The sequence below is a fragment of the Starkeya sp. ORNL1 genome, from assembly GCF_012971745.1.
Taxonomy (GTDB): Bacteria; Pseudomonadota; Alphaproteobacteria; order Rhizobiales; family Xanthobacteraceae; genus Ancylobacter.
The window spans coordinates 5,238,516-5,264,461 of sequence record NZ_CP048834.1; the positions used below are offsets into that span (position 1 = coordinate 5,238,516).

Consider the following 25,946-nt stretch of genomic DNA (forward strand, 5'->3'; position numbering starts at 1 on the left):
GATGGAAATTCGATGACAGACGTCGTGACGACGATCCGCCGCCGCGGCCGTCCTGCAAACGCCGGCAGCACGGAAACCGGCGGCGAGGTGCAGTCGCTGGACCGCGCCATTGCGCTGCTGGAAGTGCTGGCGCTGTCCGACGGCATGACGCTGAGCGAGGTGGCGCGGCGCGCCGAATTGCCGACTTCGACGGTTCACCGGCTTTTGACGACGCTGGAGCGGCGCGGGCTGGTCGGCCACGAGCCGGCGAGCGGGCACTGGATGGTGGGGCTCGGGCTGTTCCGAATCGGCTCGACCTATTTGCGCATCCGCAAGCTGCCGGAGATCGCCCGCACGCTGATCCGCGAACTCTCGCATGCGGTGGACGAGACGGTGAACCTGTCGCTGATCGATGGGCCGCAGCTCATCTGCGTGGCGCAGATGGAAAGCCATGCGGCGGTGCGCGCCTTCTTCCGCATCGGCGGCACCTTGCCGATCCACGCCTCGGGCGGCGGCAAGGCGATCCTCGCCGCGATGAATGCCGAGGCACGCCGCGCGTGGCTCGGCAATGACTCGCTGCCGCGCTTCACCGAGCACACCCATGTGAGCCGGCGCGCGCTGCAGACCGAGCTCACCACCATCGCCGAGCGCGGCTATTCGATCGATGACGAGGAGCACACGCCGGGCATGCGCTGCGTCGCCGCCGCGGTGCTCGACGAATGGCGCGAGCCGGTGGGCGCGCTCTCCATTTCCGCGCCGACGGTGCGCATGCCGCCGGAGCGCATCACCGACCTCGGCGCGCGCGTCGGCGCCGCGGCGCGGCGGCTGACCATGCTCTATTCAGGGCGGTAGGGCAGGCGGCTTCAGTTGCCTCAGAGCATGTTCCGCAAAAGTTGGAAGACTTTTGCGATGAGAACATGCTCCAAGCTATCGAATCTAGGGCGCTTCGATCCTGGTCGTGGTGCCGTCGGCGCGGATGATGGTTGCGCTTGTGTAGCGCGGCAGGTCGACGAAGGCTTCCTCGCCATCGAGGAAAACGCCGCCGCAGCCACGGCTCACCTCGATGAGGCCGGGCAGGTCGGTCAGGCTCAGTTGCTCATGGATGCCGCGGTGGAACAGCAGGTTGGCATAGCCGCGCACCTTGAGCGAGGAAACCAGCACGGCACAGCCGGGATCGATGACGCGCGCGACCTCGCCCGCTAGCGCGCGGTTGGCGGTGTCCGCGGCGATCCAGGCCGAGCGGGCATCGATGTCGTGGCGATAGGCCCGATAGCCCTGCATCGACGCGACGACGAGGCCGAGCGCGATCGCCGCCCGTAGCCAGAACCGCGCCGCCGCAAATCCGAAGGCGATGATGAAGGCGGAGGGGATGATGAATTTCAGCCGGTCGAACGAGAACTGCATGGCGTGCTGGAGCAGCAGCAGGTTCTCGGCGAGCGGGATCGCGGCGAGGGCGAAAACCAGCAGCAGCACGCGCTCGCGTTTCGCGATGGGGCGGTGGGTGCGATGCCACAGCAGCAGCACCAGCAACAGTGCGGCGATCACAACCAGGAACAGGCCGTAGGACAGCGCATACTCCGCGAAGGGATTGCCGGCCTGTCCCGACGCCATGGCGCTGCGATTGAAGAAGCGCCGCGCGAAAGCCATCAGGGTCGGCAGCAAGCCTGCGGCGAGGCTGAAATGCAGCACGGTGATGAGGCCGGCCAGCATGGTCGCGACCACGATGCGGATCGCGAGGCGGCGCGAGGCTGTGCGCTCGTCGACCGCGAACCACAGCAGCAGCACGAGGCCGGCATTGAACACATAGGCGGTCCATTCGACCATCGGGCCGACGAACGCCATGAGGATGACGAACCAGGCGCCGCACGTGCCGGCCGGCTCGGCTTTGAGGTAGCGGAAGCAGGCATAGAGCGAGACGATGAGCACCGGCTGGTAGAGCTCATGCACCCAATAGATCACGCCGAAGGATTGCAGCGCTTCGCGGCTGAACAGGCCGATGATGCATCCGGCGGCGGCAGCAGTCGCGGCCAGCCATGGGTCGCGGCCGGCATAGACCAGCAACCGGTACAGCAAGGCGAACAGCAGCAATGAGCTGACGAGCCCGACGCTGGCGCTGAACAGAGCGAGGTTCTCAACGCTCGGCGCGATGCCGAGCAGCTTGAAGGTCAGATAGGGGGCGAGGAAGCCGGCGGGCTGGAAGCTGGTATAGACATAGTCGCCGGTCGCGGTCGGGATGGTGCCGCCCCAGGGAATGCCCTTGTCGCCCGGCCGGCCGAGGCTGACCGTCGGCAGCAGCCAATGATGCGACGGCGGGCTCTCACCGAGCGCGGTCACCGTCAGCAGCGCGTGATAGGTGGCTTCCAGATTCTGCGCGCCGACCGTGGCGTCGAACTGGTCGCGGCGCAGTTGAACGGTGAGCGACCACAAGAGAGCGAGAACGACCAGGCCGGCGAGGAAGGGGAGGACGTGCGTTCGCCTGGGCGTCGTCGCCATCGCCTCGTTCTCCTGGCCGAGTGTTTTGCTGTCGGTGGACGAGCGCTAGCACCGTTGGCTGAAGAAAGTGCTTCGGCGATCAGGGAAACGCGCGGGTATCGGGACGTCGCTCGGCTTGAGCATCCTTCGAGGCTCGCTGCGCTCGCACCTCAGGGTGACGTGGTCCTTTCTGAAGGCGACGTCATTCTGAGGTGCCCGGCAAAGCCGGGCCTCGAAGGATGCTCAAGCAGGAGGACTTCCGCTTGCACCCGCCCAAAAAAATTGCCGGCGCAGTGAAGCGCCGGCAGTCGCCTAGGAGGAACCGAACGTCATGAGACTTGGTGCCGGCGCGGCCTTGCGGCCGGACCGGGCCAAGGTCCCAGAGGCGTCCTGCTCCGGGAGGCTCGTAAGCCGTCGCCAATAACCGGGCGCGGCAAGCCGCGACCATCAGTGGAGGCGAGGGCGGAAGGCAGCGGTCCCGAGCCTGTCGGTTCGGGACCGGTAGAGCCGGGCGTCAGACCGAAATTGTCAGACCGCCTTGGCGTCGTGCAGCTTCGTGATCTCTTCCTGCGAATAGCCGAGGTCGGCGAGCACTTCATTGGTGTGCTGGCCGAGCAGCGGCGAAGCGGTCACTTCCACGTCGAGGTCCGAGAACTTGATCGGGCTGCCGACGGTCAGGTACTTGCCGAGCTGCGGGTGCTCGACCTCGACCACGGTGCCGCTGGCGCGCAGCGACGGGTCGTTGGCGATTTCCTTCATCGACAGCACCGGCGAGCAGGGGATGTCGAACTTGCGCAGGATGTCGACGGCTTCGAACTTCGTCTTGTCGGCGAGCCAGCTCTCGATGAAGGCGAAGATGTCGAAGATCTTGTCCTGGCGGGCGAGCGCGGTGTTGTAGGCCGGATCGTCGATCCACTCCGGCTTGCCGAGTGCGCGGCAGATCGGCGCCCAGGCATGGCCCTGGATGGTGAAGTAGATATAGGCGTTCGGGTCGGTCTCCCAGCCCTTGCACTTCAAGACCCAGCCCGGCTGACCGCCGCCGCCGGCATTGCCGCCGCGCGGAACCACGTCCGAGAACTCGCCGTGCGGGTACTGCGGGTACTCTTCGAGATAGCCGAGGGCGTCGAGGCGCTGCTGGTCGCGCAGCTTCACGCGGCAGAGGTTCAGCACCGAATCCTGCATCGACACGGCGACCTTCTGGCCCTTGCCGGTCTTGTTCTTCTGGTGCAGCGCGGTGAGGATGCCGATGGCGAGGTGCATGCCGGTGTTGCTGTCACCGAGCGCCGCGGCGGACACGGTCGGCGGGCCGTCCCAGAAGCCGGTGGTGGAGGCCGCGCCGCCAGCGCACTGCGCGACGTTCTCGTACACCTTCAGGTCTTCATAGTGGTGGCCGTCGGAGAAGCCCTTCACCGAGGCGAGGATCATGCCCGGGTTGATGCCCTGGATGTTCTCCCAGCTGAAGCCCATGCGATCGAGCGCGCCCGGGCCGAAATTCTCGACCATGACGTCGGATTCCTTGATCAGCTTGGTCAGGACTTCCTTGCCCTCGGGGGTCTTGGTGTCCAGCGTCAGGGAGCGCTTGTTGGAGTTCAGCATGGTGAAGTAGAGCGCGTCGGCGTCCTTCACATGGCGGAGCTGGGTGCGGGTGACGTCGCCGGAACCGGGACGCTCGACCTTGATGACGTCAGCGCCGAACCAGGCAAGGAGCTGCGTGCAGGCGGGACCGGCTTGCACGTGCGTGAAATCGATAATCTTTATGCCTTCAAGCGGCTTGGTCATCTTGGTCGATTCCCTTTCAAGCGTTTAACTTTATTCCTGATACAGTATTCCAATATGCCACCGCTCAGGAAGTGCCAACCCATCCGGCCTGTCGGCAGGGCGGATCGCGCGGTTTTTATCCCGCGCCCGTCCCGCCGCCTTGGCGGTTCAATCTTCTACCTTCCCGCAGCCATCGAAGCAGGCCCGCTTCCCGCCGGCTTCGTCGGTCCGCCAAGGCTGCCGATCGCTCACTCCGCGGCGAGGCGCACCGGTTCGCCGACCGCGCCGGACGCCTTGATCGAGGCGATCGCAGCGCCGTCGAGGCCGAGCACGCTGGCTAGGATCTCGTCGGTGTGCTCGCCGAGCAGCGGCGAACGCTCGACGGCGACATCATTGTCCGACAGCTTGATCGGGTTGCCGACGGTGAGGTAGGTGCCGCGCACCGGGTGCTCCACTTCGACCAGCGTGCCGGTCTCGTAGAGCGACTCGTCCTCGGCGATCTCCTTCATGGAAAGGATCGGGCCGCAGGGGATGTCGAGCTTATTGAGGATCTCCATGGCCTCGAACTTGGTATGGGCCATGGTCCAGGCTTCGATGCGGGTGAAGATCTCGTTGAGGTGAGGCAGGCGCCCGGCGGCCGTCGCATAGTCCGGATTGGCCTTCCAGGTCGGCTCGCCGATCACGTCGCAGATCTTCTCCCAGACCGGGGCCTGGGTGATGAAATAGATATAGGCGTTGGGATCCTGCTCCCAGCCCTTGCACTTCAGGATGCGGCCGGGCTGGCCGCCGCCGGAATCGTTGCCGGCACGCGGGGTGGCCTCGCCGAACGGCACGCCTTCGCCATACTGGCTGTATTCGCGCAGCGGGCCGCGCTGCAGGCGCTGCTGGTCGCGCAGCTTGACGCGGCAGAGGTTCAGCACGCTGTCCTGCATGGCGCAGAGCACCTTCTGGCCCTTGCCGGTGAGGGTGCGCTGATAGAGGGCGGTGACGATGCCGAGTGCGAGGTGGAGGCCGGTGCCGGAGTCGCCGATCTGCGCGCCGGTGACCATGGGCAGGCCGTCGCGGAAGCCGGTGGTCGAGGCCGAGCCGCCGGTGCACTGGGCGACGTTCTCATAGACCTTGCAATCCTCGAACGGACCGGCGCCGAAGCCTTTCACGGAAGCGAGGATGATGCGGGGATTGAGCTCCTGGATGCGCTCCCAGGTGAAGCCCATGCGATCGAGCGCGCCGGGGGCGAAGTTCTCGACCATGACGTCGCAGATCTTCACCAGTTCCTCGAGCACCTTCTTCCCCTGCGGGTTCTTGGTGTCGAGCGTGATCGAACGCTTGTTCGAATTCAGCATGGTGAAATAGAGACTGTCCGCATTCGGGACATCGCGGAGCTGCGCGCGGGTCACGTCACCTTCGCCGGGACGCTCCACCTTGATGACGTCGGCACCGAACCAGGCCAGCAGCTGCGTGCAGGTCGGGCCGGACTGGACGTGGGTGAAGTCGAGGACGCGGACTCCGTCGAGTGCCTTGCCCATGGGTCTTCCTCTCTTTCTGGAACCGCGCGGCTTATTGGGGCCGTTTCTTATTGTTTTACAATCAGATGCGTGGACGGAGCTGAGCTCCGTCCACGCGGGTTAGGGTGGCTCACGCCTTCTTCTTCACGACGCTGGTCGGGTTGAGGCTGCCGATATTGCCGCTCTCGCTGCCAGCCGCCGGGTCGATGGCCGCGTTGATGAGGGTCGGGACGCCGCTGTCCATCGCCGCGTCGACGGCGCGCTTCAGCTCATCGGGGGTCGTCACATGGACGCCGACGCCGCCGAACGCTTCCATCATCTTGTCGTAGCGGGAGTCCTTCACGAACACCGTCGTGCCCGGGTCCCGGCCGTTCGGGTCGGTGTCGGTGCCGCGATAGATGCCGTTATTGTTGAAGACGACGATGCAGACCGGGAGGTTGTACCGGCAGATCGTCTCGACCTCCATGCCGGAGAAGCCGAAGGCGCTGTCGCCTTCCACCGCCAGCACCGGCTTGCCGGTCTCGACGGCGGCGCCGACGGCGAAGCCCATGCCGATGCCCATCACGCCCCAGGTGCCGACGTCCAGACGCTTGCGCGGCTGGTACATGTCGATGATGCCGCGGGCGAGGTCGAGCGTGTTGGCGCCTTCATTAACCAGGATGGCGTCCGGACGCTCCTTGATGACGGTGCGCAGCGCACCGAGCGCGCTGTGGAAGTCCATCGGCGAGGAGTTCTTCATCAGCCGCGGCGCCATCTTGGCGATGTTGGCTTCCTTGCGGGCGGCGATGTTGCCGGTCCACTCGGTGGAGGGGGCTTCCCACTTGCCGTCAATGCCTTCTAGCAGAGCGGAGACGCAGGAGCCGATGTCGCCGACCAGCGGGGCGACGATCTCGACGTTCGAGTCCATTTCCTTGGGCTCGATGTCGATCTGGATGAACTTCTTCGAGCCGGGCTCGCCCCAGGTCTTGCCCTTGCCGTGCGACAGCAGCCAGTTGAGGCGGGCGCCGATCAGCAGGACGACGTCCGAATCCTTCAGCACGGTCGAGCGCGCCGCGCCGGCCGACTGCGGATGGGTGTCGGGCAGGATGCCCTTGGCCATGCTCATCGGCAGGAAGGGGATGCCGCTCTTCTCGATGAGCTGGCGGATCTCGTCGTCGGCCTGCGCATAGGCCGCGCCCTTGCCGAGAATGATGAGGGGACGCTTGGCGCTCTTCAGCACGTCAAGCGCGCGCTTGACGGCCGACGGCGCAGGGAGCTGGGCCGGGGCGGCGTCGATCACCTTGAGCAGCGACTTGGCGCCGGCGTCGGCATCCATGACCTGCGACAGCAGCTTGGCCGGCAGGTCGAGGTACACGCCGCCGGGACGGCCGGAGACCGCGGCGCGGATCGCGCGGGCAACGCCGATGCCGATGTCGGCGGCGTGCAGCACGCGGAAGGCCGCCTTGCAGAGCGGCTTGGCGATGGCGAGCTGGTCCATCTCCTCATAGTCGCCCTGCTGCAGGTCGACGATCTCGCGCTCGGACGAGCCGGAGATGAGGATCATCGGGAAGCAGTTGGTGGTGGCGTTCGCCAGCGCCGTCAGGCCGTTGAGGAAGCCCGGAGCCGAGACGGTGAGGCAGATGCCGGGCTTCTTGGTCAGGAAGCCGGCGATCGCGGCGGCATTGCCGGCGTTCTGCTCGTGGCGGAAGGAGATGACGCGGATGCCTTCGGCCTGCGCCATGCGGCCCAGGTCCGTGATCGGAATACCGGGCACGCCATAGATGGTGTCGATGCCGTTAAGCTTGAGCGCATCGATGACGAGATGGAAGCCATCCGTCAGATCCTGCTCGGCGCCGGCTTCGGGTTTATTCACGTCGATAATCTGTGCTACTGCGGACATCCCGTATTTCCCTCCCAAGACAATTCGGCGGGTTCTGCCGCCCTAATCTAAATCCACGTGGCTCTCGACATGCCTCGCGAGCTTGAGCGTATGGTCCCGGACCAGCCGCTCGGCACGGTCCGCGTCCCGCGCCTCGAGAGCTTGGATGATCTCCTCGTGGTCGGCCGCCGAACGCTGCGCCCGGTCCAGTTCGAAGATCGTGCGGTGACGGATGGCCCGAACATGGAGGAACAGGTTATCCGTCATCGCTGCGAGCAGGCTGGAGCCGCTCAGCCGGATCAGCGCCTGATGGAAATTGATATTCGCGGACGAATATTCATCCCACCGCTCGCGCTCGATCCGGGAGAGATCGAACTCCTTGAAATAGACCCTCAATCCGGCGATCGCCTCGTCGCTCGCGCGCTGCGTGGCGAGGCGGGCCGCCATGCTTTCCAGTGCCGCCCAGGCCTCGATCATCTCGATGATCTCGGCCTTGGTCCGGCGCACCACCAATATGCCACGGCGGGGAACGGCACGAAGCAGGCCTTCCTGCTCCAGCATCGCCACCGCCTCGCGGATCGGCGTCCGGCTCGCGCCCAGCCGCTCCGAGATGTCCCGTTCGTCCAGCAGCAACGGCTCGTTGGAGCCGTAGATGTTCATGCTGGTGATGGCTTCCTTGAGGGCGGCGTAAGCTTTGCTTTTGAAGCTCTCCTTCGCCGGCAGCCGCTCGATGGCCAGGCCATGTTCGCCGCTCTGCCAACGCTTGCTCACCGCTGCCCCGTTCGTGCCCACACCTGCCTTGTTGCTCACGAGAACGCCCTCGGCGGGGACGCCCGCGGGATTTCCGGGAAATTGGCATACCAAATACCAACGTGTCAATCTGGTATGCCGAATTTCAACAGCGTGCCGCTACGTCGTTTACCTTATTCTGCGCCATTCGAGCCCCTCCGGGACAACGTCAATATGCAGTATACCACGGATGTTGCGAAGGAAAACGTGCGTCGGTGCGGTTGTTTGCATTACCAAGGGGCATGATCGAATTTCGCCCGGAAGCGCCGGAAGACCGAGCGGTGATCCACGCGATCAACCAGGCCGCCTTCGATGGCGCGTTCGAGGCCGAACTGGTCGATCAGCTTCGGGAAGACGGCTTGTTCCTCCTCTCGCTGGTCGCGACGATCGACGGCGCCGTTACCGGCCATGTGCTGTTCAGCCGGTTGGGCGTGATCCTCGATGGGCGGGCGGTCGCGGCCGCGGCGCTGGCGCCGGTCGCCGTACTGCCGGAATTCCAGCGCCGCGGCATCGGTTCAAGGCTCATCGAGGAGGGGCTCGCGGCGCTGCCGGCACGGGGAATCACCGCGGTGTTCGTGCTCGGACACGAGGATTACTATCCGCGCTTCGGCTTCTCGCCGGAACTGGCGCGCCGCTTCGAATCGCCGTTTCCGGTCGATGCATTCATGGCGCTGGAACTGGTGCCCAGGGCGCTGGACGGCAAAAGCGGGCAGGTGACGTATCCGCCTGCGTTCGGGATCTGAGCAACGATCGGTCGTCATCCCGGAACGGCCGCAAGGCCGGCCCGGGATTGTGTGACGATCCAAGTTCAAGTCACGACGGGAACTTGCCGTGCTTCTCGACATGGGCGGCGAGGCCGAGCGTGTGCTCGCGCACCAGGCGCTCGGCGAGGTCGGCATCGCGGGCGACCAGGGCGGCGATGATGGCGCGGTGTTCCTGCAGCGAGCGCTCGGAGCGATTCTCCTGGCGCACCGACACCGCGCGGATGCCGCGGATGTGGATGAACAGGTTCTCCGTCATCTCGCCGATCATGGCGCAGCCGGAGAGCCCGATGATGGTCTGGTGGAAGCGGATATTGGCGTCCGAGTACTCGTTCATGTGCTCGGAGGGCGCCCCCTCCTCGAAGTCGTGGAACATGTCGCGCAGGCTGGCGAGGTCATGGTCGCTGGCGCGGGCGGTAGCGAGGCGCGCCGCCATGCTCTCCAGCGCCGCCCACACCGTGATCATGTCGATGATCTCGGCCTTGGACTTGCGCACCACGAAGATGCCGCGCCGCGGCACCGAGCGTACGAAGCCCTCCTGCTCCAGCACGGTGAGCGCCTCGCGGATCGGGGTGCGGCTGACGCCGAGATCGGTCGACAATTGCCGCTCATCCAGCCGGATGTCGCCATCCTGGCCGTACATGTCCATCTCGGTGATGGCCTTCTTGATGGCATCATAGGCAAGTGTGCGCAGGCTCGTATTCGCCGCGAGCGGGGCAATGTTCAGTCTCATCTGCGTATCGGCGGCTTCCACGGCGGTTCCTCGTCAGTTTTGCGTTCTGCTTTTTATGGGGCCGTTCCCGCTTCACATCGGGCTCTCATGCATTCGCGCCTGATTCTTCACCGGCGCGCAGCCGTGTGCAGGATCATACAACATAAAATGAATGTCCATCCGGGTGATATGCCGGTGTCCGGCATACGTGATGGCGTGCGCCATATGCGCAGGCGCGTCGGCTGACCTACAGGTCGCGGCATATGACGCAGAGGCCGTACACCGCCTTTTCGGCATTCCGTTGCGGTCGTTTGCGCACATTCGAGCTCAATGTCGATGACGTTGCGTCATGTAACGGAGCGAAAAATTTGCGAAAATCTGGCATACAGTATTTTGCGTAAGGCGTAATTCATAGTATATGACTCCGAATGCCATGCTCACGCGGCGTCAGTGTCGCCTGAAGCTGTGCGTAATCAATAAGAACAACATACGTAAAACTTGCATCTTCCGTTAGGAAACATCCGAGGACATCATGAGTACTTCCCCAGGGTCATCTGTGAATAAGGCGCGCTGGCTCCAGCTGGTATTCGGCATCATCTGCATGTGCATGATTGCGAACATGCAGTATGGCTGGACCTTCTTCGTGAATCCGATCCAGGAACGTCATGGCTGGGATCGCGCGGCGATCCAGGTGGCGTTCTCGATCTTCATCGTGACCGAGACCTGGCTGGTGCCGGTCGAAGGCTGGTTCGTCGACAAATACGGCCCGCGTATCGTCGTGCTGTTCGGCGGCATCATGTGCGGCCTCGCCTGGGTGCTGAACGCCTACGCCACCTCGTTGGCCATGCTCTATGTCGGTGCGGCGGTCGGCGGCATCGGCGCCGGCGCCGTCTATGGCACCTGCGTCGGCAACTCGCTGAAGTGGTTCCCGGACAAGCGCGGCCTCGCTGCCGGCCTGACCGCTGCGGGCTTCGGCGCCGGATCCGCGCTGACCGTGATTCCGATCCAGAACATGATCAAGAATCAGGGTTATGAGGCGGCCTTCCTGTATTTCGGCATCGGCCAGGGCGTCATCATCACCTTGATCGCGCTGTTCCTCGTCGCGCCGAAGAAGAGCGACGTTGCCGCCGCGGTGGCGAAGGTCGTGCAGAGCGCGCGCGAGTTCTCGCCGAAGGAGATGCTGACCACGCCGCTGTTCTGGGTGATGTACCTGATGTTCGTCATGATGGCCGCCGGCGGCCTGATGGCGACCGCCCAGCTCGGCCCGATCGCCAAGGATTTCGGCATCGCCGACGTGCCGGTCAGCCTGATCGGCATCACTCTGCCGGCGCTCACCTTCGCCGCCGCCATCGACCGCGTGCTCAACGGCCTCACCCGCCCGTTCTTCGGCTGGGTGTCGGACCATATCGGCCGCGAGAACACCATGTTCGTGGCCTTCGCCATCGAGGGCGTCGGCATCTATGCGCTCAGCATCCTCGGTCATAACCCGGTGCTGTTCGTGGTGCTGACCGGTATCGTGTTCTTTGCCTGGGGCGAGATCTACTCGCTGTTCCCGGCGATGTGCGGCGACGCCTTCGGCTCGAAGTTCGCCACCACCAATGCCGGCCTGCTCTACACCGCCAAGGGCACGGCGGCGCTGATCGTGCCGTTCACCAGCATCCTCACCACCGCGACCGGCAGCTGGCACGCGGTGTTCGTCTCCGCCGCGGTGCTCAACATCGTCGCCGCTCTGATGGCGCTGGTGATCCTGAAGCCGTTGCGCCGCTCGCACGCTGCCGCAGCGCAGGCGCAGAAGCTGGACGCCGTGCCCGCCGAATGAGGCGGTCGCCATCAGCCTGGCTTCTGCCAGCCTGAGTTTCTGTCGGACTGAACTTCAGGGGCGTGTCCTTCCGGGCACGCCCTTTTTGTTTGTCCGGCGTGGAACGTCATGCTTCCGTCATCGCCCGCGCCAGGCGGAAGCCGATATCGCATGTAGTCGCGGCGATGAATCCCCGTCCTCGTCGGGCGACGGGAGATTTTCCGCCTCTTCAACCAAAGTCGATTGCCCCAAGGCCTCTGGCCATATGCCTCAACGTTGCTTCATCGTAGATGTTATAAACTAAACTATTATATATCAATATTCGTGTACGAATACACGATGAGCCAGAACTTGAACCCAAGATATGGAAATATCATTGGTCGATATCTTTGGTCTTTTTGAGTTGCGTAGCCTCGAAAAATAGATTTGGCATACATAATATTGTCGATTATGATCCATCCCAAGCGGGTCGGGTCCGTATACCCTGCGTCAGGCTGTTTGGCCGTTACGGCAGCGGCAGGCGAGGGGGCGGCAACCGAACAACCTCACGGAGCCAAACTCCGACATTCGTGACTGCCGCGGGGCGATGATTTCGCCCCGGCGGCCAAAACAAACGACGGCTCCGTTCCCTGGGGAACGAGGGCCGCAAAAGCCGATCCGCGGCTGAGTCTTGATCTTGGAGAGGAGAAACGCCTTGAGCACGTCGAGCACCGCAACGGCCGGCTCGGTGTCCGAACAGACCCGCTGGATGCAGCTGGTCGCGGGCATCGTCTGCATGGTGGCCGCCGCCAACATCCAGTACGCCTGGACCCTGTTCGTCCCCGAAATCACCAAGGAATTCGGCTGGTCGCGCGCCGCGATCCAGACCACCTTCACCATCTTCGTCGTGGTCCAGACCTGGCTGGCGCCGATCGAGGGCTACTTCATCGACAAGTACGGCCCCCGGGTCATGGTCCTGATCGGCGGCCTGTTTACCGGCCTGTCGTGGGTGGTGAACTCCTATGCCGACAGCCTGACCCTCTATTATGTGGGCGCGGTCATCGGCGGCATCGGCGTCGGCTGCGTCTACGCCACCTGCATCAACGCCGCGATCAAGTGGTTCCCGGACAAGCGCGGCCTCGCGGTCGGCCTTACCGCCGGCGGCTATGGTGCGGGTTCGGCGCTGACCATCCTGCCGATCGCCAACATGCTCTCCACCAGCGGCGTGTCCGAGACCTTCTGGTTCTTCGGCCTCATCCAGGGCGGCATCATCATCGTCGCCGCGCTGTTCCTGAAGGCGCCGCCGAAGGACCTCGTGCCGGCTTCCGGCAAGCTCGCCCAGTCCCGTCGCGACTACACGCTCCCCGAGGCGCTGCGCTCGCCGGTGTTCTGGGTGATGGCTGCGATGTTCATCGGCACGGTCACCGGCGGCCTGATGGCGGTGGCCCAGCTCGGCGTCATCGCGCAGGATCTCGGCGTGAAGGACTTCCAGGTGAACCTCTATTTCGTCACCATGGCGGCCCTGCCTTTCGCGCTGATGCTCGACCGCGTCATGAACGGCATTTCGCGTCCGCTGTTCGGCTGGATCTCCGACCATATCGGCCGTGAGAAGACCATGTTCATCGCCTTCACCATCGAAGGCCTCGGCATCGTCGCGCTCGGTACCTTCGGCCACAATCCGTGGGCGTTCCTCATCCTCTCGGGCATGGTGTTCCTGGCCTGGGGCGAGGTCTACTCGCTGTTCTCGGCGACCACGGCCGACACCTTCGGCACCAAGCACGTCGCCAAGATCTATGGCGTGCTCTATTGCGCCAAGGGCGTCGCGGCGCTCCTTGTGCCGTTCGGCAACATCCTGATGGAAGCCACCGGCACTTGGTCGAGCGTGCTCTACACCGTCGCGGCGATGGACCTTTCGGCGGCGTTCGCGGCACTGTTCGTGCTGCGCCCGATGCTGATCAAGCACCATGCCGCCAATGCGGAATGGGCCAAGGCCAACGGCATCACGCTGGCCCCGGCCACGGCCGGCGGGCACTGAGCCTCGCTTTTGCGAAAAGGAAAGGGCGCCTCTCGGGGCGCCCTTTTTGTTTGTCAGCGCGAATCGAGCACGATCTTCGCCAGGAACTCGACCTTCACGCTCGCCGTGGTGCCGAGCGTCGCAATCTCCGCAAGGTCGAACCAGCGCGTCTCCAGCGCGTCGTCGGCGGCGAGGCCCTCGCCGGCGAGCCAGCGGCAGCGGACCGCGATCATCGCGAAATGATGGGCGAGGGCGCCCTCGCCATCATGCTCGATGAAGTCGAGCACGGTGATGAGTGCGGGCGCGTCGGCCGCGATCCCGGTCTCCTCCTCCAGTTCGCGTAGCGCCGCCTCGCGGTACGGCTCGCCCGGCTCGACCCGCCCGCCGGGAAAGCCCCAGCGGCCCTGGTCCGGCGGATTGGCGCGGCGCACCAGCAGAACCTGATCGCTCCGCGCCACCACGGCGAGGACGGCGACGGTGGGACGGATGGTGCTCATTTCAACCGGGCTCCTTCAAGTCAGACCGAAAATTCCAAGTGGCCCTCATCCCCGGGCTGACCCGGGGATGAGGGTGTGTGAAAGCGGTTGGCGATCCCGGATCGGCCCGATGGGCCGTCCGGGATGACGCCTGTTCAAGGATAGACCTACTCCGCAGCCGCGACGTTGCGATAAAGCGCGCCGCCACCGGCGCGGAATGCCTCGCTCATCCGCTCCATGCCCTGCGCGGCATCGGCCTTCAGCGCGGCGTCCCGGATATCCTGGCTGATCTTCATCGAGCAGAATTTCGGTCCGCACATCGAGCAGAAATGCGCCAGCTTGTGCGCCTCCTTCGGCAGCGTCTCGTCATGGAAGGCGCGGGCCGTTTCCGGATCGAGGCCGAGATTGAACTGGTCCTCCCAGCGGAACTCGAAACGAGCGCGCGAGAGCGCGTCGTCCCAGGCCCGCGCCGTCGGGTGGCCCTTGGCGAGGTCGGCGGCATGGGCGGCGATCTTGTAGGTGATGACCCCTAGCTTCACATCGTCGCGGTTCGGCAGGCCGAGATGCTCCTTCGGCGTGACGTAGCAGAGCATGGCGGTGCCGAACCAGCCGATCATCGCCGCGCCGATGCCGGAGGTGATGTGGTCGTAGCCCGGGGCGATGTCGGTGGTCAGTGGCCCGAGCGTGTAGAAGGGGGCCTCGCCGCAGACGGCGAGCTGCTTGTCCATGTTGGCCTTGATCTTGTGCATCGGCACATGGCCGGGGCCCTCGATGATGACCTGGCAATCATTGGCCCAGGCAATCTTCGTCAGTTCGCCCAGCGTCTCCAGTTCGGCGAATTGCGCGGCGTCATTGGCGTCCGCAATGGAGCCCGGGCGCAGCCCGTCGCCGAGCGAGAAGGTGACGTCATAGGCCCGCATGATCTCGCAGATCTCGGCGAAGCGCTCATAGAGGAAGCTCTCGCGGTGATGGGCGAGGCACCATTTCGCCATGATGGAGCCGCCACGCGAGACGATGCCGGTGACGCGCCGTGCGGTCAGCGGCACATAGGCCAGCCGCACCCCGGCATGGATGGTGAAATAATCGACGCCCTGCTCGGCCTGCTCGATCAGCGTGTCGCGAAACACCTCCCAGGTGAGGTCCTCGGCGACGCCGCCGACCTTCTCCAGCGCCTGGTAGATCGGCACGGTGCCGATCGGCACCGGTGAGTTGCGCACGATCCAGTCGCGGATGTTGTGGATGTTGCGCCCGGTGGAGAGGTCCATCACGGTGTCGGCGCCCCAGCGGATCGCCCACACCATCTTGTCCACCTCGGCCGCGACCGAGGAGGTGACGGCGGAATTGCCGATATTGGCGTTGATCTTGACCAGGAAGTTGCGGCCGATGGCCATCGGCTCGAGTTCGCCGTGATTGATGTTGGCGGGGATGACGGCACGCCCGCGTGCCACCTCGTCGCGCACGAATTCCGGGGTCACCTCGTCGGGAATCGCAGCGCCGAAATCCTCGCCGTCACGGATCAACTTGCCCATGCGCTCGCGCAGGCCGTTCTCGCGGATGGCGACATATTCCATTTCCGGCGTGACGATGCCGGCCCGCGCATAGGCCATTTGCGTCACCGCCGCACCGCCGCGTGCGCGCAGCGGCCGGCGGGTGACCGGGAAGGTTGGCACGAGTTTTTCCGGGGAGACATTGCCATTGTCCTCCGGCTTCACCGCGCGGCCCTCATACTCCTCGACATCGCCGCGTGCCCGCACCCAGGCGTCGCGGGCGCGGGCGAGGCCGGCATGGATGTCGATATTGGCGGCCTCGTCGGTATAGGGGCCGGAGGCGTCATAGACGGCGAGATTGGGCTCGCCCGCGGACGGGTGCAGCAGGATCTCGCGGAACGGCACGCGCAGGCCGCGCGCCGCGCATTCGGCATAGATGCGCCGCGAGCCGGGAATCGGCCCGGTGGCGACGCCGATGGCGTCCTGGCCGATGGTGTCTTGGCCGGTGGCGTCCTGGGTGTCGGGATTTTTGGTCGGCATGATGGATCTCCTGAACCGATGGGTTGCGGAGATCCGGGCGCGATGACGTTGGGGAGGAACGGCGCGGTGCGGAGATTCCGCGCGCGCCATTCGGTTCCGATCCCTTCGCCGGCATGACCCGGATCAGGTTCGAAGGGTCATCGCGTCAGCTTGGCTTTCGGCCTCGCCCTGGCGATCTCTCAGCCCCCTACGGGGCTCCCCTTGGAACGTGGTCATTACGGCGGCAATCGATCGGGCTGTCAACGCACACACGCGTTGCTTAAAAGTTTAAAGGGATTCGTAACGATGTTTTCATGAAACCATTGCGCCGCGGGCCACTCGGGAACTCACTGGGGGAAGCCGGTTTATCCCTTCGTAACAAGGGAGTGCAGATGTGAGCACGCCGCGTATCCTGATCGTCGAAGACGACATGTTTGTCGCGCTCGACCTCGAGACTATCGTCTTGCAGGAGGCCGAGGCGGAGGTCGTCTCGGTTGCCAGCGTGTCCGCTGCCGAGCGTGCGGCTGATGACATCGACATGGCGATCCTCGACATCGATGTAGCGGACGGCAAGACCTACGATCTCGCCCGTCGGCTGCGCCAGAGGCACACGCCCTTCATCTTCGTCTCCGCCTCGCGGCGTGATGAATTGCCCGGCGAGTTGAAGGCCGCCCCATTCATCGCCAAACCCTACGATCCCGCGGCCATCACGCGCGAAGTCCGTCGCGCGCTCGCGTACCACGCCCAGGCCGCCGAATAGCATCCACCCCGCTGCCACGTGCCTCCCGCTTGTCGTATAGAGACGTGATCGATCATCGACAGGGGAAGCGCATGCGTGTTCGGCTGGTGGCGGGCGTCGCCGCATTCTTGATGCTGGCGGCGCAGGGCGCGTCCGCCGCGCCGTGCTCCAGTGGTGCCGGTTTTCCCGCCTGGCTCGCCGAGTTCAAGCGCGAGGCGGCGGCCGACGGCATCTCCGCCCGCACCATCTCCTCCGCGCTCGACGGCGTCGGCTATGATGGCAGCGTGGTGAAGCTGGACCGCGGGCAGGGCGTGTTCAGCCAGAGCTTCTTCCAGTTCTCCGACCGCATGGTGGCGAAATATCGCATCGAGCAGGGCGGCGCGCTGATTCGCAAGAATCGCGCGGTGTTCGACCGCATCGAGCAGCGCTTCGGCGTACCGGCGCCGATCATCGTCGCCTTCTGGGGGCTGGAGACCGATTTCGGCGCCAATATGGGGGACAAGCAGACGGTGCGCTCGGTCGCCACGCTCGCCTATGATTGCCGGCGCCCGGAGATGTTCCGCACCCAGTTGGTCGCGGCGCTGAAGATCATCGATCGCGGCGATCTCACCGCGCAGACCATGCGCGGGCCATGGGCCGGCGAACTCGGCCAGTTCCAGTTCCTGCCCGACCACTATCTGAACTATGGCGTCGATTTCGACGGCGACGGCCGGGTCGACCTCTTGCGCTCCACCCCGGACGCCTTGGCCTCGGCCGCCAATTACATCGTCTCGCTCGGCTGGAAGCGCGGCCAGCCCTGGCTGGAAGAGGTGAAGGTGCCGGCCAACCTGCCTTGGGAGCAGGCCGACCTCTCGATCAAGCTGCCGCGCTCGCAATGGGCCGGCTGGGGCGTGCGGCGCGCGGGCGGCGGTGCGTTGCCGGCCGATGGAGTGGGAGCTTCGCTGCTGCTGCCGATGGGCCGCAACGGGCCGGCCTTCCTCGCTTATCCGAACTTCGACATCTACACGCAGTGGAACCAGTCGCTGGTCTACGCCACCTCCGCCGCCTATTTCGCCACACGGCTCAATGGCGCCGGGGCCTATTCGCGCGGGCAGGGCAACATAGCGGTGCTGTCGATGGCGCAGGTGGCGGAATTGCAACGCCTGCTCAACGCGCGCGGCCATCATGTCGGCGGCGTCGACGGCAAGTTGGGCGCGGCGACGCGGGCCGCGGTGCGCACCGAACAGCAGCGCCTCGGCCTGCCGGCGGACTCCTACCCGACGGCCGAACTGATCGCGAAGCTGAAGACGGGCGGATAGTCTTCCACCTCGTCGTCATCCCGCCTTCCAACCAGTCGTCATCCCGGACGGCCGCAGGCCGATCCGGGATCGTAAGAAGGTGTGGGCTGGACTTCGCGCGATCCCGGCTCTACGGCTTCGCCGGAGCCTCTCCTCGGGCTTGCCGGAGGCAAGACCCGTGGGGCCGGGATGACGTCTTACCCTAGGGATGACGTCTCACTAATCAGAGCACCGGAATGCCGGCGTGCTTGGCCTTGGCTTCTGGCTCGACATGGATATTGACGAAGATGTCCTCCACCTCGCGGTGGAGCGCCTCTTCGATGCGGTCGCATATGGCGTGGGCTTCGCTCACCGGCATGTCGCCGGGCACCACGAGGTGGAAATCGACGAAGATCACCCGCCCGGCGTGGCGCGTGCGCACATCGTGCGCCTCGATGGCGCCGACCGCTTCCGCCGCGATCTGGGCGCGGATCTTGGCGAGCGTGTCTTCCGGCACCGCGCCGTCCATCAGTCCGCCGACACTCTCCTTGATGACGCTCCAGCCGGACCACAGGATGTTCAGCGCGACCAGCGCGGCGAGCAGCGGATCGAGGATCGGCAGGCCGGTGAGGATGGCGAGCGTTACGCCGATGAGCACGCCAGCGGATGAGACGACATCGGTGAGCAAATGCTTGCCGTCGGCGATGATCGCCGGCGAGCGGGCGCGGCGGCCCTCGCGCATCAGCACCCAGCACCAGATGGCGTTCAAGACGCCCGCCAGGCCGTTGACCAGCAGGCCGTTCAGCGGGGCATCCAGCGCCTTCGGCGCCTGCAGCGCCAGATAAGCTTCGCGGAAGATCGACAGTGCGGCGACGATGATGAGCGCGCCGACGATGACGGCGGAGAAATACTCTGCCTTGGCATAGCCATAGGGATGGGCGGCGTCGGCCGGCTTGGCGGCGACGCGCAGCGCGATCACCGCTGCGACCGAGGTCGCCACATTGACCAGGCTCTCCAGCGCGTCCGAATAGAGCGCGATGCTCCCGGTCATGCGCCAGGCGAGGAATTTCAGCCCGAGCACGACCAGGCTGACAACGACGCTGATGCCCGCGATCCTGAGCGTCTTATCCATCTTCGCCGCTGCTCTCGATTGTCCTTGCGGACGCCCCGCGCCGCACGCGACCGCTTACCGGCAGGGCACCTCAAATGCAAGTATTTTCAAAGACTTGCAACTCGTTCGCAGAAGCGCTCCGAGCTCGCGGCTAACTATCGGCAGCCTCAGGCATTCACCTGCCGGGGCATGATCGCGCCGCGGTGGCGGATGACGCGGCCGGCAAGCTCGTGGCCGGCTTCCGCCGCCGCCTCGGGGCTGGCATCGCCGAGCCGGGCGGCGAGATAAGCGGCGTTGAAGCTGTCGCCGGCCGCCGTGGTGTCGATGGCCTTGATCGGCTCCGGGATCGGCACCAGATGCGAGACGCCGGCGGCACGTACCAGCGCGCCGTTCGCCCCGTTCTTCACCACGATCTCGTTCACCCCGAAGGTGGCGATACGCTCGGCGGTCGCGGCGGGCGAGCCGTCGCCCCACAGCGTCGCCTCGTCATCGTAGGTCGGCAGCGCGATCGAGGAGCGCTTCAGCGCCTCGGCATAGACGGCGCGGGCGCGCCCGACATCGCCGGCCCAGCCGCGCGGGCGGAAATTACCGTCGAACACGATCTTGCTGCCGCGCTCGCGGGCAAACTCCAGCGTCGCCAGCAGGCGGCCGAGGCCGACATTGGAATAGAGCGAGAGCGTGACGCCGGAGAGATAGATCATGCTGGCTTCCACCAGCGCTTCGGCGACGGTCTCCCAGCCTGGCAGTTCGAACAGCTCGCGGGCCGGCGCGGTGTCGCGCCAATAATTGAAGGAGCGCTCGCCGCGCTGGTCGGTGTCGATCACATAGAGGCCCGGCATGCGTCCGGTCACGCGCAGCATGGCCGTGGTCTCGATGCCTTCACCGCTGGCGGCGGCGAAGATGCGGTCCGAGAAGGCATCGTCGCCGAGCGCGGTGGCATAGCCGGTCTCGACCCCGGCGCGGGCGAGATAGACCGCGGTGTTGAAGGTGTCGCCGCCGAAGGCGAGCCCGTAGCGTCCATCCGGGCCGCGGGCGAACTCCACCATAACTTCGCCGATCGTCATCACCCGGGCCATACGCTGTCCTTCCTTCTTCGCGCCGCGAGGGCAGCTTGCGGCGGGACACTCGCCCCATTCGCCGCGAAGGGCAAGCGTCGCGGGTCTCAGGGCTGGCCCGGCATCTCGATGACACGGACCGGGCCGGAAGGGGGCGGCGGCGTGGGGGCCAGCACCTCAGCGGGCGGGGTGGGCTCGGTATAGGTCCAGCCGGCGGGCGGCGGATAGCGCCGGGAGATATCGGCGATGCGCGCATCATTGCGCTCGATCAGGCAGACCAGGCGCTGCTCCAGCGCACCGATGCCGCTGCCCAGCCGGCCGCCGACCATCTGCTTGGCGGCGCCACCCTCGTAAGGCGCGATGCTCTGGCATTCAAAATTGCGCCAATAGACGAAGCGGCTCTGCGATTCCTCCATCAGATTGGCCCACCGGGTGCGCTGGACCTGGGAAATCGCCTCATCGGCGCGAATCGCCGCCAGCGCCCCGGCCATGGTGCGCTCCAACTGCTTCTCGCCGTCCTTCTGTGAATTGCCGAGGCAGTCGAGATAGTCGCGCGGCGTCGCGCCTTCGCGCTTGCAGTTCGCGGGGGCATGCGCCCAGGCTGATGCGCAAGCGACGACCAGGAGGGGGAAACTTAGCAGGATCAGCCGGTTGCGGCGTCCCATGCGGCGTTCGCTCCTCTCATGCGGCGTGTCCTTGCGCGAGGAAGTTGCCCATGCGCTCCAGCGCCTTGCGGATATTCTCTGCGGAGTTGGCGTAGGAAAGACGGATATAGCCTTCACCGTGAATCCCGAAGTCCGGTCCGCCTATGGTGGCGACCCCGGCGTCTTCGAGCAAGGCGGAGGCGAGCGCCTTGGCCGAATTCCACCGCGTCCCGGTGATGTTCGGGAAGGCGTAGAACGCCCCCTTCGGCGTCGCGCAGGAGACGCCGGGAAGACTATTGAGCCCTTCCACGATCAAATGCCGGCGGCGGTCGAACTCGCCGACCATGGTCGCCACCGCATCCTGCGGGCCGGTCAGCGCCGCCAGCGCGCCGAACTGGGCGGGGGCGTTGACGCAGGACCAGGCATTGACCGCAAGCTTGCGCGCCGCCTCGAACAGCCCGTCCGGCCACAGCGACCAGCCCATGCGCCAGCCGGTCATGGCATAGGTCTTGGACCAGCCATTGAGCAGGATCAGCCGGTCGCGGATCTCGGGATAGGCGAGCAGCGTGGCGTGCTCCTCGCCGTCGAACAGGAACTGGTCATAGATCTCGTCGGAGAGGATGGCGACCTGCGGATGCGCGGCGAGGCCCGCCACCAGAGCGTCGATCTCCGCCTTGGGCGTCACGCCGCCGGTCGGGTTGGCGGGGGAGTTCAGAATGAGCAGACGCGTTGCCGGCGTGATCAGGCCAAGCACCTCCTCCGCCGTGAAGCCGAAGCCGTTCTCCTCGCGGATCGGCACCGGGATCGGGGTCGCCCCGGTGAATTCGATCATCGAGCGGTAGATCGGGAAGCCGGGATCCGGATAGAGGATCTCCGCGCCGGGCTCGCCGAAGATCAATATGGCGGCGAACATCGTCACCTTGCCGCCCGGCACGATCATCAGCCGGCCGGGGTCGATCTCGGCGCCGAGCCGGCGGTGGACGTCGGCCGCCACTGCCTCGCGCAGCGGCTGGATGCCGACGGAGGGGGTGTAGCCGTGATGGCCGTCGCGCAGCGCCTTCACCGCCGCCTCGACGATATGGGCCGGCGTGGAGAAATCCGGCTGGCCGATGCCGAGATTGATGATGTCGCGCCCCTCGCTCGCCAGCGCCGTAGCGCGGGCCAGCACGGCGAAGGCATTCTCTTCGCCGATGCGGTCGAAGGCGGCGATGGTGTGGGGGCGCGCACGCAGGGCGGATGAACTCATCGGGCTTCCTCATAAACCGCTTGTAGTTTTCGCATTCCTGTCACATGGACTTGGCGCTGGTTCAAGACTTGGTGCTGTTTCACGGGCGCTTTTAGGCGCCACAACGCGGCCGGAGACATGATGCACGGCGAAGTGTCATCCCTTGCGGCGTCCGAGACGCTTCCGCTCGGCCCGATGGTGGATTCCACCCCGGCCAAACGCCCGGAGCGTATCGACCTTGAAGGCCGCTATGTGCGGCTGGTGCCGTTCCACGCGCCGACCCACGCTCCCGAACTCTATCATCTCTCGCACGGCGAGGAGGCCGAACGGCTCTGGGCCTATCTGTTCCCGGCGCCGTTCGAGAGCGAAAAGGCGTTCACCTCCTATTACGTGCTCGCTGCGCAGAAGGACGACCCGCTGCTCTATGCCATCATCGACAAGGCGAGCGGGCGCGCGGTCGGCCATACCACCTATCTGCGCATCGAGCCGGCGCACCGCGTCATCGAGGTCGGCAACATCCTCTACACGCCGGCGCTGTCGCGCACCCCGGGCGGCACCGAGGCCATGTATCTCATGGCGAAGTACGTGTTCGAGGAACTCGGCTATCGCCGCTACGAGTGGAAGTGCAATGCGCTGAACGCGCCCTCGCGCCGCGCCGCGGAGCGCTATGGCTTCCGCTTCGAGGGCATCTTCCGCAAGCACATGATCGTCAAGGGCCGCAATCGCGACACCGCCTGGTTCGCCATGCTGGGCGAGGATTGGCCGCAGCGCGCCTTTGCCTTCGAGACCTGGCTGGCGCCGGAGAATTTCGATAGCGAGGGCCGCCAGCGCCTCGCGCTCGGAGCGCTGAATGCCTCGACGCTGGATGGCGGCGAGCATGTGCTGCGCCGCGCTGATCTCGACGATCTGCCGGCGATCGAAGCGCTGCAGCGCGCGGCTTATGCCAAGAATCGTGTGCTGCTCGGCGTCGAGCCGGTGCCGCTGCTGTGGGACTATAAAAAGGTATTCCGCGAGCGCGAGGTGTGGGTGCAGGACAGCGCGACGGGGCTTGCCGGCGCGCTGATCCTGCTGCCCCGCGCTGAGGATTTCCTGATCGACAGCCTCGCCGCGGCGCCGATGGCGCAGGGCAAGGGCATCGGCAACACGCTGCTCGTTGCCGGCGAGACCCGCGCCCGCGCGCTCGGCTATGACACCATCCGGCTCTATACCGGCGAGCCGCTGTCGGCGAACATCAACTGGTATCGCCGCAAGGGCTATTCCATCGAGCGGGTCGAGCAGATGCCGGACCGCCGGCTGGTGCATCTGGTCAAGCGGCTGGGGTGAGAACCCATTATCGTCATCAAGTCAGTTTGGCTGGGGGATTTGAGCGTCTCGCAGGGTAGCGTTGGCGATGACGACGAGCTTTCGGGCGACAGCGGCGATGGCGAGGCGCTTTGGTTTTCCAGCGGCGGTGAGGCGCTGGTAGACGGCGCTCAAGGCTGGGTGGGCGCGTGCAGCGGAGAGCGCCGCCATGAAGAGCACGGGGCGCAGGGCTGCGCGGCCGCCGGTCATTCTTCGGTATTTTCGGGCGGATCCGGAATCTCTGGGATGGGGAGCGAGGCCGGCGAGGCTGGCGGCCTGTTTGGGGCCGAGCCGGCCGAGTTCGGGCAGCAGGGCGATGAGGGTGCGGGCGGCGACCGGGCCGATGCCCGGGATGGCGCGCAGGATCTGCTCGTGGCGCGCCAGGTCGGGGTCGGCGTCGAGTTGCTCGGCCATGAGGCGGTCGATCTCGGCGATCTGGCTGGTGAGGAAGTGGATCTGCCGATCCAGCAATTGATGGAGCGGCTCGGCGCCTGGAGCGCCGCGCCGGTTCTTGGCCTGGGTGCGCTGGGCCAGCAGATCCTGACGATGGCGCAGCCGTGCGGCGAAGGCTTCGCGTTCGCGGCTGGGCACTTGCCAGGGCGTCAGGGTGGCGGCGCGTTCGCGGCCGTACCGGCTCAACCAGGCGGCGTCGATCCGGTCGGTCTTGGCGCGTCCGCCATGGGAGGCGATGAAGGCCTTCGCCTGGGCGGCGTCCACGCGGGCGGCCGGCAAGCCCACCGCGGCCGCCGTCTCGAGCAGCGCGCGCTCGTAGCCGCCAGTGGTCTCGCAAATCAGCCAGTCATAGCCGGCGTAGGGCGCCAGCGCCGCGCCCAGGCTCTCGGGGGTGTTGGCCGCGCTCCAGCTGCGGCCGGTTTGGTCGTCATGGAAGACGATGCTGCCCTTGGCGACATCGGCGCCCAGGATGCGCAGGCCGGCATTGGCCGGCGGGATGGGTTGAGGCATGATCTCGCTCGGCTTCGGATTGTCTGCGGGCGCGCTCGCGCGGCCCAGTCAAGTCAACAAGCACACGAAGCCGGCCCGCCGCCGGACCTTGATGACGACGGGCGTATCGCCCGATCCCAGAACGGCCGCAGCGGCGGGCGCAGATCCGGGGCTGGCCGGCCCCGGATCTGCTTCCGGCCAACACCACAATGCATCATCTCCAACAGACAATCCCGGAATTGCCGTGAGGCAATATCCGGGATCGCGAGACATTCTCTCATCGTCACGCGATCCCGGCTCTCCGCTTCGCTGCGGCCGGGATGACGACCTAAAATTCTACTAGCCGCGGGCCCGCGCCTCCACCGGCTTCTCGCCTTCCCGTCGTGCGCTCTGGATGTGGTAGATGCCGTCGCGCTCGACCACCTTGCCGCGCGTGGCGGCGAAGGCCGGCTGCGGTATGTGCCGCCCCTCGCCAATGCCCATATGGACATCCACCAGGCAGTCGACGAAACGGCGCGCCAGCTTGAAGTCGGTGGCACCGGGCCCGATCATCGCGGTGACCGGGTTCACCAGCCGGAACAGGTCCGGCCGCAACGCCCTGAGCGTACCGGCATTGAAGAACGGCGCCGCCGTGTGGTCGAGCACATAGCCGATATTGCGGCCCGACAGTATAAGCGCCAGCTGCGACTGGATGCCGAGCCCGATATCGCCGCTGGAGACCACGTCGCGGGTGCGCTCAGGGTGGTAATATTCGAGATGGCCGCGGCTGACATAGGCGGCGGAATCGATGGCTTCCTTCGTCAATTCGGCATCCGGCACGGCGAACAGCGGATGCTTGGCGCCGCAGCACATATAGCCCTGCTCGTCGAACAGATGCTCATAGGACAGCTGCGGGAACTGCTCGTTCACGAGGCCGATGCCGACATGCATCATGCCGTCGGCGACACGGCCGGTGAGCTGGAAGCCAAGCATCACCTCCACGCGGAAGCGCACATTCGGATAATATTCCGAGAAGCGCTCGATGGCATCATGGATGCGCGCGGAGGGGTTCTCGACGATGCCGTCCTGGATGCCGACATAGAGCTCGTAGCTGGCATTCTCATTGACGTTCGAGGCGCGCTGCTTGAAGCGCTCGACCGAGGCGAACAGCTCCTTGGCGGCCTGGTAGACCGCCTCGCCCTCGCGGAACAGCTTGAAGCCCTTCGGCCCGCGCCGGCACAGCCGGGTGCCGAGGCGGATCTCCAGCGACTTCAGATTCTCGCTCAGCGTCGACTGCGAGAGATTGAGCGCCGCCTGCGCCGCCGTGAAGCTCTTCTCCTCCACGATGGTGCAGAAGCAGCGCAGCAGCTTCAGGTCGATATCGTAGATGCGGCTGATGTTCGACATTGCCTGATCTCCGTATCCAGTCTGGCCTGCCCTCGAGCTCTTTCCGTTCGGATGAAATCATCCGAACGATAGAAAGCGCTCTCGATTCAAAACCCTGGAGCATGTTCTGATCGCAAAAATCATTCGAGTTTGCGGAACAT

Annotated in this window: 21 protein-coding genes and 1 riboswitch; of the genes, 7 read left to right on the forward strand and 14 right to left on the reverse strand. The window is 65.5% G+C overall.

Annotated elements, in window-relative coordinates:
• Positions 1-12 precede the first annotated feature (12 nt).
• A complete protein-coding gene (locus G3545_RS24685; protein ID WP_170016638.1) occupies positions 13-831 on the forward strand; it encodes an IclR family transcriptional regulator C-terminal domain-containing protein in 819 nt (272 codons plus the stop codon).
• 84 nt (positions 832-915) lie between these two features.
• On the opposite strand, the gene G3545_RS24690 is transcribed toward G3545_RS24685, so the two are convergent.
• From G3545_RS24690 to G3545_RS24710, 5 genes are all read right to left on the reverse strand, one after another.
• Positions 916-2,472: a hypothetical protein gene (locus tag G3545_RS24690; protein WP_170016640.1), complete on the reverse strand. Its 1,557-nt coding sequence runs from the start codon at positions 2,470-2,472 to the stop codon at positions 916-918.
• A 507-nt stretch (positions 2,473-2,979) separates the two neighbouring features.
• Positions 2,980-4,230, reverse strand: a complete 1,251-nt coding sequence (frc, locus tag G3545_RS24695; protein WP_170016642.1) for a formyl-CoA transferase — start codon at positions 4,228-4,230, stop codon at positions 2,980-2,982.
• 227 nt (positions 4,231-4,457) lie between these two features.
• Positions 4,458-5,735, reverse strand: a complete 1,278-nt coding sequence (gene frc / locus G3545_RS24700; protein WP_170016644.1) for a formyl-CoA transferase — start codon at positions 5,733-5,735, stop codon at positions 4,458-4,460.
• A gap of 109 nt (positions 5,736-5,844) precedes the next feature.
• Entirely contained in the window at positions 5,845-7,593 is a 1,749-nt protein-coding gene (gene oxc / locus G3545_RS24705; protein WP_170016646.1) for an oxalyl-CoA decarboxylase, read from the reverse strand.
• A gap of 42 nt (positions 7,594-7,635) precedes the next feature.
• The gene (locus G3545_RS24710; protein WP_170018266.1) at positions 7,636-8,343 is read right to left on the reverse strand and encodes a GntR family transcriptional regulator; all 708 of its coding nucleotides are present in this window, start codon (positions 8,341-8,343) and stop codon (positions 7,636-7,638) included.
• Between the two features lie 101 nt (positions 8,344-8,444).
• Here G3545_RS24710 and G3545_RS24715 point away from each other — a divergent pair, with 101 nt between their 5' ends.
• Entirely contained in the window at positions 8,445-9,104 is a 660-nt protein-coding gene (locus tag G3545_RS24715) for an N-acetyltransferase (protein WP_206151337.1), read from the forward strand.
• Between the two features lie 70 nt (positions 9,105-9,174).
• Here G3545_RS24715 and G3545_RS24720 read toward each other — a convergent pair whose 3' ends face one another.
• Positions 9,175-9,855, reverse strand: a complete 681-nt coding sequence (locus tag G3545_RS24720) for a GntR family transcriptional regulator (protein WP_170016648.1) — start codon at positions 9,853-9,855, stop codon at positions 9,175-9,177.
• A 511-nt stretch (positions 9,856-10,366) separates the two neighbouring features.
• Between G3545_RS24720 and oxlT (G3545_RS24725) the strand changes: the two genes are divergently transcribed.
• Both oxlT (G3545_RS24725) and oxlT (G3545_RS24730) read left to right on the forward strand, forming a co-directional pair.
• On the forward strand, positions 10,367-11,653 hold the full coding sequence (oxlT, locus tag G3545_RS24725) for an oxalate/formate MFS antiporter (protein ID WP_170016650.1): 1,287 nt from the start codon (positions 10,367-10,369) through the stop codon (positions 11,651-11,653).
• 727 nt (positions 11,654-12,380) lie between these two features.
• The gene (gene oxlT, locus G3545_RS24730; protein ID WP_170018268.1) at positions 12,381-13,646 is read left to right on the forward strand and encodes an oxalate/formate MFS antiporter; all 1,266 of its coding nucleotides are present in this window, start codon (positions 12,381-12,383) and stop codon (positions 13,644-13,646) included.
• Between the two features lie 53 nt (positions 13,647-13,699).
• On the opposite strand, the gene G3545_RS24735 is transcribed toward oxlT (G3545_RS24730), so the two are convergent.
• Together G3545_RS24735 and thiC are read right to left on the reverse strand one after the other, a co-directional pair.
• Positions 13,700-14,122: an NUDIX hydrolase gene (locus G3545_RS24735; protein ID WP_170016652.1), complete on the reverse strand. Its 423-nt coding sequence runs from the start codon at positions 14,120-14,122 to the stop codon at positions 13,700-13,702.
• 146 nt (positions 14,123-14,268) lie between these two features.
• Positions 14,269-16,128, reverse strand: a complete 1,860-nt coding sequence (thiC, locus tag G3545_RS24740; RefSeq protein WP_170016654.1) for a phosphomethylpyrimidine synthase ThiC — start codon at positions 16,126-16,128, stop codon at positions 14,269-14,271.
• 82 nt (positions 16,129-16,210) lie between these two features.
• Positions 16,211-16,340, reverse strand: a riboswitch (TPP riboswitch).
• Between the two features lie 161 nt (positions 16,341-16,501).
• On the opposite strand from thiC, the gene G3545_RS24745 reads away from it, so the two are divergent.
• Both G3545_RS24745 and G3545_RS24750 read left to right on the forward strand, forming a co-directional pair.
• Positions 16,502-16,867, forward strand: coding sequence for a response regulator (locus G3545_RS24745; protein WP_170016656.1), 366 nt, complete (start codon positions 16,502-16,504; stop codon positions 16,865-16,867).
• Between the two features lie 71 nt (positions 16,868-16,938).
• Positions 16,939-18,144 (forward strand): lytic murein transglycosylase, encoded by a 1,206-nt coding sequence (locus G3545_RS24750; RefSeq protein WP_170016658.1) that lies wholly within the window; start codon positions 16,939-16,941, stop codon positions 18,142-18,144.
• A 202-nt stretch (positions 18,145-18,346) separates the two neighbouring features.
• Here G3545_RS24750 and G3545_RS24755 read toward each other — a convergent pair whose 3' ends face one another.
• From G3545_RS24755 to G3545_RS24770, 4 genes are all read right to left on the reverse strand, one after another.
• Positions 18,347-19,234 (reverse strand): cation diffusion facilitator family transporter, encoded by an 888-nt coding sequence (locus G3545_RS24755; protein ID WP_170016660.1) that lies wholly within the window; start codon positions 19,232-19,234, stop codon positions 18,347-18,349.
• A gap of 146 nt (positions 19,235-19,380) precedes the next feature.
• Positions 19,381-20,289 carry a sugar kinase gene (locus G3545_RS24760; protein ID WP_170016662.1) on the reverse strand — a complete coding sequence of 303 codons (909 nt, stop codon included), beginning with the start codon at positions 20,287-20,289 and terminating at the stop codon, positions 19,381-19,383.
• 86 nt (positions 20,290-20,375) lie between these two features.
• Positions 20,376-20,933 carry a lysozyme inhibitor LprI family protein gene (locus G3545_RS24765; protein WP_170016664.1) on the reverse strand — a complete coding sequence of 186 codons (558 nt, stop codon included), beginning with the start codon at positions 20,931-20,933 and terminating at the stop codon, positions 20,376-20,378.
• A 16-nt stretch (positions 20,934-20,949) separates the two neighbouring features.
• A complete protein-coding gene (locus tag G3545_RS24770) occupies positions 20,950-22,158 on the reverse strand; it encodes a pyridoxal phosphate-dependent aminotransferase (protein ID WP_170016666.1) in 1,209 nt (402 codons plus the stop codon).
• Between the two features lie 120 nt (positions 22,159-22,278).
• Here G3545_RS24770 and G3545_RS24775 point away from each other — a divergent pair, with 120 nt between their 5' ends.
• Complete coding sequence (locus G3545_RS24775) at positions 22,279-23,460, forward strand: GNAT family N-acetyltransferase (protein ID WP_170016668.1); 1,182 nt, start codon at positions 22,279-22,281, stop codon at positions 23,458-23,460.
• A gap of 21 nt (positions 23,461-23,481) precedes the next feature.
• Here G3545_RS24775 and G3545_RS24780 read toward each other — a convergent pair whose 3' ends face one another.
• Both G3545_RS24780 and G3545_RS24785 read right to left on the reverse strand, forming a co-directional pair.
• Positions 23,482-24,441, reverse strand: coding sequence for a transposase (locus G3545_RS24780; protein ID WP_170010893.1), 960 nt, complete (start codon positions 24,439-24,441; stop codon positions 23,482-23,484).
• A 318-nt stretch (positions 24,442-24,759) separates the two neighbouring features.
• On the reverse strand, positions 24,760-25,806 hold the full coding sequence (locus G3545_RS24785; protein WP_170016670.1) for a LysR family transcriptional regulator: 1,047 nt from the start codon (positions 25,804-25,806) through the stop codon (positions 24,760-24,762).
• Positions 25,807-25,946 lie beyond the last annotated feature (140 nt).